10 protein-coding genes and 1 pseudogene are annotated in these 7,027 nt (G+C 54.2%); 6 read left to right on the top strand and 5 right to left on the bottom strand.

Going from position 1 to position 7,027, the window contains the following annotated elements:
• Positions 1-89 precede the first annotated feature (89 nt).
• The 5 genes from ACN0WW_RS17070 to ACN0WW_RS17090 are packed head-to-tail and all read right to left on the bottom strand — an operon-like array spanning position 90 to position 2,183.
• Positions 90-539, bottom strand: coding sequence for a hypothetical protein (locus ACN0WW_RS17070; RefSeq protein WP_417614248.1), 450 nt, complete (start codon positions 537-539; stop codon positions 90-92).
• A gap of 22 nt (positions 540-561) precedes the next feature.
• On the bottom strand, positions 562-1,026 hold the full coding sequence (locus tag ACN0WW_RS17075) for a hypothetical protein (RefSeq protein ID WP_417614250.1): 465 nt from the start codon (positions 1,024-1,026) through the stop codon (positions 562-564).
• Positions 1,019-1,309, bottom strand: a complete 291-nt coding sequence (locus ACN0WW_RS17080) for a DUF1971 domain-containing protein (protein ID WP_417614252.1) — start codon at positions 1,307-1,309, stop codon at positions 1,019-1,021. Before ACN0WW_RS17080 ends, ACN0WW_RS17075 begins: the two co-directional genes overlap by 8 nt.
• A 14-nt stretch (positions 1,310-1,323) precedes the next feature.
• The gene (locus ACN0WW_RS17085; RefSeq protein ID WP_417614254.1) at positions 1,324-1,749 is read right to left on the bottom strand and encodes a hypothetical protein; all 426 of its coding nucleotides are present in this window, start codon (positions 1,747-1,749) and stop codon (positions 1,324-1,326) included.
• Positions 1,750-1,760: 11 nt separating this feature from the next.
• Positions 1,761-2,183, bottom strand: a complete 423-nt coding sequence (locus tag ACN0WW_RS17090) for a group III truncated hemoglobin (RefSeq protein WP_417614256.1) — start codon at positions 2,181-2,183, stop codon at positions 1,761-1,763.
• Positions 2,184-2,308: 125 nt separating this feature from the next.
• Between ACN0WW_RS17090 and ACN0WW_RS17095 the strand changes: the two genes are divergently transcribed.
• The 6 genes and pseudogenes from ACN0WW_RS17095 to ACN0WW_RS17120 form a co-directional block, all read left to right on the top strand.
• Positions 2,309-2,740 carry an RrF2 family transcriptional regulator gene (locus ACN0WW_RS17095; protein ID WP_417614258.1) on the top strand — a complete coding sequence of 144 codons (432 nt, stop codon included), beginning with the start codon at positions 2,309-2,311 and terminating at the stop codon, positions 2,738-2,740.
• 417 nt (positions 2,741-3,157) lie between these two features.
• A complete protein-coding gene (gene hmpA / locus ACN0WW_RS17100) occupies positions 3,158-4,390 on the top strand; it encodes an NO-inducible flavohemoprotein (protein WP_417614260.1) in 1,233 nt (410 codons plus the stop codon).
• A 110-nt stretch (positions 4,391-4,500) separates the two neighbouring features.
• Positions 4,501-4,941 carry a CBS domain-containing protein gene (locus ACN0WW_RS17105; RefSeq protein ID WP_417614262.1) on the top strand — a complete coding sequence of 147 codons (441 nt, stop codon included), beginning with the start codon at positions 4,501-4,503 and terminating at the stop codon, positions 4,939-4,941.
• Between the two features lie 41 nt (positions 4,942-4,982).
• A complete protein-coding gene (locus tag ACN0WW_RS17110; RefSeq protein WP_417614264.1) occupies positions 4,983-5,339 on the top strand; it encodes a hypothetical protein in 357 nt (118 codons plus the stop codon).
• A gap of 216 nt (positions 5,340-5,555) precedes the next feature.
• Entirely contained in the window at positions 5,556-6,281 is a 726-nt protein-coding gene (locus ACN0WW_RS17115) for an alternative oxidase (RefSeq protein WP_417614266.1), read from the top strand.
• A 301-nt stretch (positions 6,282-6,582) separates the two neighbouring features.
• Positions 6,583-7,027: pseudogene (locus ACN0WW_RS17120) on the top strand (transposase); the annotation flags it as partial.

Consider the following 7,027-nt stretch of genomic DNA (forward strand, 5'->3'; position numbering starts at 1 on the left):
GATCAAAAAACAAACCATCGAACATCGGCGCTTGCAACACCGCAAGCTTGCCGCTTAATATCAACCAACCAGATGGAACCAATGCTCCGTTAATTTACGCAGCCTTCAGTGCCAAATGTTCTGACGACGGACACATAAGTGTTGCGGCGCATCTCTGTTATAAGCGAAGCTTTATCTACCGCCTCCATTTGAGACAGTGTCAATCCGGGCAAGGGCTGCACTGACTTTATCGCGAGCAGAGCTTCGGCCTCTCGGTGGAGCCAGTCGGCGCTCCAATCCGGAGCCAGATAGCTGCCGTGCCCCCAGAGCGAGCCTTGCTCCATCTCGTCAATGGATTGCCAAACATTTTGACCAGTTTCGATATCGCCGCGGGTGTAAAGGATCTCGCCAGATTCCGATTTGACCGTCTCCGGTATAGGCGGCGCCATCTGGTAAATCTCTGACCCGAGGAACAGCAGGATACCGAACATGATAACCATACCTGAGATAAGAATTATCCAAAGCCGTTTGATGCTGAAAGTTTTTTTATAGTTTTCCAAAATTCCGCTCTTCCCCGTTACGTCAAAAAAGTCCGTGGCTACCGCCAACAGCACCAAAAACCGTGATGAGGCTGAGCGCCAGTAAAAGCTGGTGCATACGCACCAGCTTCGCAAAGTCCTGTGCTGGAGATGCCGATTCTGACATACTGCGATGCAAATGGAGCGGCTCGATTACAAAAAGCATCAGCGCAAATATCGCCCAGACGGCGAGCATAGCATGCATCCACCAATAAGAAGCATGAATAAAGCGGCTCCACATATCGCCCCGCCAAATCATCCAGAAGCCGCTTACTCCCGCAATCACCACCCAGATGCGTGCCTGCCAGGCGAAACCGCTTTCTATTTTATGGAATTGCGCAAGCCGCGAGTCCGGCGCAGCACTCGCTTTCAGCATCGGCATAACCACCAGCGTCACGAATGCGACGCCGCCGGTCCAAAGCAAAACCGCCAGCACATGAATGGTCCGGGCAAGAGTAAAATCATCCATCTATAATGTCAGCACCCAATGGATGCTCGCGATAAAATTCCACCTGCATCTTCATCGGGCCGGCAAGTTTGACAAAATGCGGTGATTGCGGCGGGATCGGTGCGGGATCAGCAACGGTAACAAGACGCTCCGAACTTGGATTGAGAAAGACCAAGCGTACTTCGCCTTCCAGCACCCGCAACAAACCCCATGTGCCGTCTTTGGTCGTGTGTTCGTTGCGCAAGGCATTGGGCAGACTATTCTCGTCGAAGATCGGTGAAGCGCTGTAGGGAGCGATGGGCATGTCATCCTTATCCATCACACAAATGCCCGAATGATGGCGAAGCTGCAGGCAAAGACCGCCAGTAATATCGGCACCGTCAAAATCTGGGCGTTGGCGGCCGTGTTGTCCATCCATCCGGTGTTAGTTTCAATGCCGCCAATTGGGTCAATCGGCGGCGCGGCTCTCCGTTCACTTGCACTCACATTGTTTAGGACTGCAGCCGTACCGAAATACATGATGGTATAGGCAATGCTGACAACCAGCGCGAAAATGGCTGCCGTTCCATGACCGGTTGATAGAAATAGCGCTGCAAAGAACACCGCATAAGAAGCAAACATGACCGCCCAGACCAAACTGGGTAACTCAAAGGTTCGAACTTCATGCGATGGCGGCCTGAATTCGTTAGGAACGTCCCGCATTTCTGCAGCGATTTCAGCCGTGATTGCCTGTCCGCCTTCCATCTGAAAATCCATCAACATGATTGTTTCTCCTTCTTGCCTGAAATTGCGTCCAGTCCGCCTCGATGAACTTGTATTCCAGTGAGCAGACTTGATGCGATGCGCTTTGCGGCTGTGCGAAAAACATCCGCTGCTGCTGCATTGAATACGACAGAATCCACAGTCTCGTTCCAGAGCTGAAGCCAGCGGTTAAAATGAACGTCATCGAGCCCGCCAACGGCAATATGCTTGAGCATGGGATTGCCGCGAAAACGCCCCGATTCCAGCGTGACCGATGCCCAGAAATTCTTCATGCGCGCCAGATGCGATGTCCAATCGGCAACATGCTTTTCAAAAATCGGACCGAGAAGATCATCATTCCGGATAGAACCATAAAAACGCTCAACCAGGTCCGAGATCAACAGGTCATCAATACCAATAGCAAGCGCCTCGGCCATTTTTCGGGCGCTGGCTTTTTCGGCATACCTGGATTGTGTCATGGCTTCGACTCGGTTAAGATGCATTCTATATACATTGTTTATACCTGTTTGCAGTTAATTACAATATATGATATACATCTTTTATGAGATTATCTGTTCAGACCGATTATGCGCTCCGCTCATTGATGTTTTTGGCCGCAAAAGACGGCCATCACTCCATCGCCGAAATCGCCCGGCAATATGGGATTTCAAAGAACCATCTGATGAAGGTGGCGCAGAAATTAGCGGCTGAAGGCTTTGTCGAAAGCGTTCGCGGGCGTAGCGGCGGTCTGAAACTGGCGCGATCGGCAGACCAGCTAAATGTTGGGGCCATTGTACGGATTATGGAAGATACCGGAACCTTTGTTGAATGCTTTGATCCCGCGACGAACCAATGTGTTGTCACTCCCGCCTGTGGCCTGCGTCATGCTCTGCACGGCGCGGTCGAAGCCTTTTTACGGTATCTGGACGAGTTTACGGTTTCTGACTTGGTCGAGGATGCAGGAAGTTTCAAACTCCTCTTAGACCGCCAGTGATATCACGTATCGTCGCCAACCAAGATGATTATGAAGCGGTTTAGGCTCGCGCCTTAAGCTCTTCCATGATCGACGGCACATCGAATCGCGATTCCGGTGAACCTTGTGCATGGGACCGGTATTGTGGTGCGGACGGGACAACATGGTCATCCACGAAGTAGTGCATGCGTTCACGCCACGCCAGCTGTCGATCCGACAGGGAGAAATTCGTGGTCTAGGATGCCTTTGCGTTCAGCAAATTTTGAGCGATGCAGGCCTGCTTTGTTGGTCTTTTCTGCCGCTTCGGTTGCGGGCTTAACGCAGTGGCGGTGCCAATAAATTGATCTGGCTAATTTTAGGAAGACGGGCTTGCAAAGCTACTCCCGTACGCCTACTAGATAACATGTATCTTAAATACATTATTTAGAGGACAGAATATTGTTCAACCAGAATACCATCGACATTGTCAAATCTACGGCCCCCATTCTTCAGCAACATGGCGAATCGCTGACGCGCCATTTCTACCAGCGCATGTTCTCCCACAATCCTGAAGTAAGTCCGTTTTTCAATCCGGCGAACCAAGCCGAAGGAACACAGCAACGCGCTCTGGCAGGAGCAATATGCGCTTATGCCGCCAATATCGACAATCTTAAAGTGCTGGGCGGAGCCGTCGAACTCATCGCCAATAAACACGCTTCGCTGATGGTGAAGGCCGAACATTATCCGATTGTCGGCGAGAACCTGCTCGCATCGATTAAGGAAGTCCTGGGTGATGGCGCGACCGATCAGGTCATCGACGCTTGGGCCGAGGCATATGGTTTTCTGACCGACATCCTGGTGGGCCGCGAACAGCAATTATACAGGGATAGCGCCACCAAAGACGGCGGCTGGGAGGGTTTCAGGACCTTCAGGGTCGACAGGAAGGATCAGGAAAGCCAGAATATCACATCCTTCTATCTCAAGCCGGAAGATGGCGGCGCCCTGCCGGAATTTTTGCCGGGCCAATATATCACCCTCCGGGTTCCCACTGCCGACGGATCTACGACGATGCGCAACTACAGCCTGTCAAACCAGCCGGGCCGCGACTATTTCCGGATCAGTGTCAAAAGGGAAGTCGCGCCAACTGCCGGTGCGCCCGACGGATATGTCTCGAGCCTGCTGCACGACAATATGACCGAAGGCGATACGCTGGAAATCGGGCCGCCCTGCGGCGAGTTTTTTCTCAATGTTAACGACCGGCACGAACGCCCGCTGGTGCTGCTGGCTGCCGGAATCGGCATCACGCCGATCATGAGCATCCTGAAAGCAACGCTGAATGCCATGCCCGGCCGCGAGATCATCCTGATACATGGCTGCCTGAATGATGCCGTCCAGCCGTTCAAGCCCTTCATCGACCAATTGGCCCTCGAGCATCCCAATCTGAAAGCGCATTATCGCTACAGCGACATGGCAGAGGGTGACGTGCTCGCCGAGGAAAATTGTTCGGCCGGAATGGTCGATGCGGAACTGATTGAATCCCTGATCCTAAGCCGTCATGCCGATTATTATTTCTGCGGTCCGAAGCCTTTCATGGTAAATATATATCAGGATCTGCTGGTATGGGGTATCCCGGCATCACAGGTCCATTTTGAATTTTTCGGTCCGCGAGAGGCGCTCGAAAAGGCAGCCTGATACTGCGCTCGGGATGAACTCTATCATTACCAATTATTCGAACGGAAAGGGAATTAGAACCGCTGTTCATACGTTAATTCCATTATAGTTTAAGGAAAATTATCGATCCGATGTTCGTCCGTGATATTATAGATTTAGCTCGGCAACATCTTGTGACCGAAATCGAAACCACAAAGTTGATCGAGGTTGCGGGCCTCCTCACTTCGGGAAGCGGGATTGTGCTCGTGACCGACGCTGAAGGCGTGCTGCAAGGCGTGGTGACCAAGACCGATATTGTCCGCCAGATCAGCGTTTGTGAGGGAGCAACATGTCTGTGTCCTGTTGCCACTGCGATGACGCGCGATGTTGCCGTTTGCAACAGCGAAGACACGCTGAAGGACGTGTCCCGTGTCATGAAAGAGCGGCATCTCAAGAGTATTCCGGTGGTCGATAAAAACAACACCCCGATCGGGGTCCTGACGGCGAGCGCTGTGTTGCGGACCCTTCTTGGAGATGTAGAATTTGAGGAAGCCCAGCTGATCAATTACGTAAAGGGTGTCGGTTACCGCTGATTGCCAGGCGACACGCCGTTTCGAAACATAAAGAAAGACCGATGCCGGATATTCAATTATCAAAAGACGTCGAGACGCGCAGGCGCGAAGCTCTGGGAACCTGGGACAATGAAGGTGGCGCGGAAGCCCCATCGGGGCATGATGTAGTTCCACATATTTCTGCCTTAGGGGACGCAGAAATTATCCAGCTACGCATTCGCGTGATCGCACTAGAGAATCTGATGATCGCCGTTCTTGCCGAGGGGTCGGAACGGCAGAAGCAGATCGCGCTGGAGATGGCAGACTATATTTCGCCGCGCAGCGGGTCGACCCAGCATCCCCTGACCGTCCGGGCCAGCGATCATATGGCCCATATAGTCAGTCGCGCGGAGCATTTCCGGGAGCTGGAACCGGAATGAAGTTGGCGCCAGGACCAGCGCTGTGATAGGAAGCCGTTCCTGCGCGAGATGGAAGGTTCGCGGCAAAACGCTGTAATCTTTGTCCTTGTCTGGGCTCCCCGGCGTCGGTCGCAAGCGGCCGCGTCCTGGCACCGTGCATCGATAACTGAGACGATCGCACGCCTTATCGCTTCCGCCCCTGCGGGTCAGCGGCAATTTGTCCCGAAAGGATGTTATATGGTCAATTCAATTCTGACGCCTGACCCGCAGGCCCGTGCCGAAGAGCGCGAGGCCGAGCCCCGGGTGCATCATGCCCCGGCCGAATTGTCCGACCGCTTCGCCCTCGGCGTCACCAAATTGCTGCGCTTCACCGCCGATACATTTTTTGCCAAGCGCTACGGCCACCGCGCCATCGTGCTGGAAACCGTGGCCGCGGTACCCGGCATGGTCGGGGCGATGTTCACCCATCTCACCAGCCTGCGGAAAATGAAGGATGACGAGGGCTGGATCCGGACGCTGATGGAAGAGGCGGAGAATGAGCGGATGCACCTGATGACTTTCATCGAGATTGCCCAGCCCACCCTGTTCGAACGTCTGGTGATCCTGCTCGCGCAATGGGTGTTCCTGCTGCTGTTCTCCATCCTTTATCTCGTCTCGTCGCGCACAGCCCACCGGGTGGTCGGCTATTTCGAGGAAGAAGCGGTGATCAGCTATACGCTATATCTCAAGGAGATCGACGAAGGCCGCTCGCCGAATGTCCCTGCGCCGGCGATCGCCAGACATTATTGGAAGATGCCCGACGATGCGACCCTACGGGACGTCGTGCTGCTGGTCCGCGCCGACGAGGCGCACCACCGCGACATCAATCACGGCATTGCGAGTCAATTGGACGGCCAGCCATTCGATCCTTCGGCCGCCGCGCCCTATCCGTCGCATGCCGACAATATTCGGTTGAAGGGCTAAAGATAATCTACATCACTTACTGTCCCGAGGGAGACAAGATCGCGCGGGTGTTCAATGCGAGTACAAAGGTTCCCAACTCGTCATCTGATTGACTCGTTTGACACTTTCAATGGGTTTAGCTGATTTTACTGCCCAGAATCTAATTCCGGCGAAAGGGCCGGCCCTTTAAAATGTGATAAGATTTTCAACCTGCTGCCAAGTATCGGGTAGGAACAATGTAGGCTTCGATTGCAGCACTTCCACAATGTCAATGACCCGAGCGAACAGAGGCTGCAGGCTGACGCAATACTAGACCGTGAGACATAGCTCGATCGGCCGTCCTTCGATCGATCCCGAGCTGATGATCCGGATGCTGATCATCGGATACTGCATGGGCATCCGCTCAGAGCGACGGCTGTGCGAGGAGGTGCATCTCAACCTCGCCTATCGCTGGTTCTGTCGGCTCGATCTCGACGGCGCGGTGCCCGACCACTCAACCTTCTCGAAGAACCGGCACGGGCGGTTCCGCGACAGTGATCTGCTTCGCAAGCTATTCGAGATGACCGTCGAGCGCTGCATGGCCGAAGGGCTGGTCGGTGCCGAGGGCTTCGCGGTCGATGCGAGCCTGATCCGCGCCGATGTCCATCGCCAGCGCTCAGTGCCGGGCGAGCAAGGGCTGCCACCTGAAGCAGCGGGCCGCGCAGTTGCCGAGTATCTGGAGGTGCTCGACGATGCCGCCTTCGGCGGCGCAACGCCTGTTCAACCGA

Source organism: Parasphingorhabdus sp. (genome assembly GCF_048269865.1).
Classification (GTDB): domain Bacteria; phylum Pseudomonadota; class Alphaproteobacteria; order Sphingomonadales; family Sphingomonadaceae; genus Parasphingorhabdus.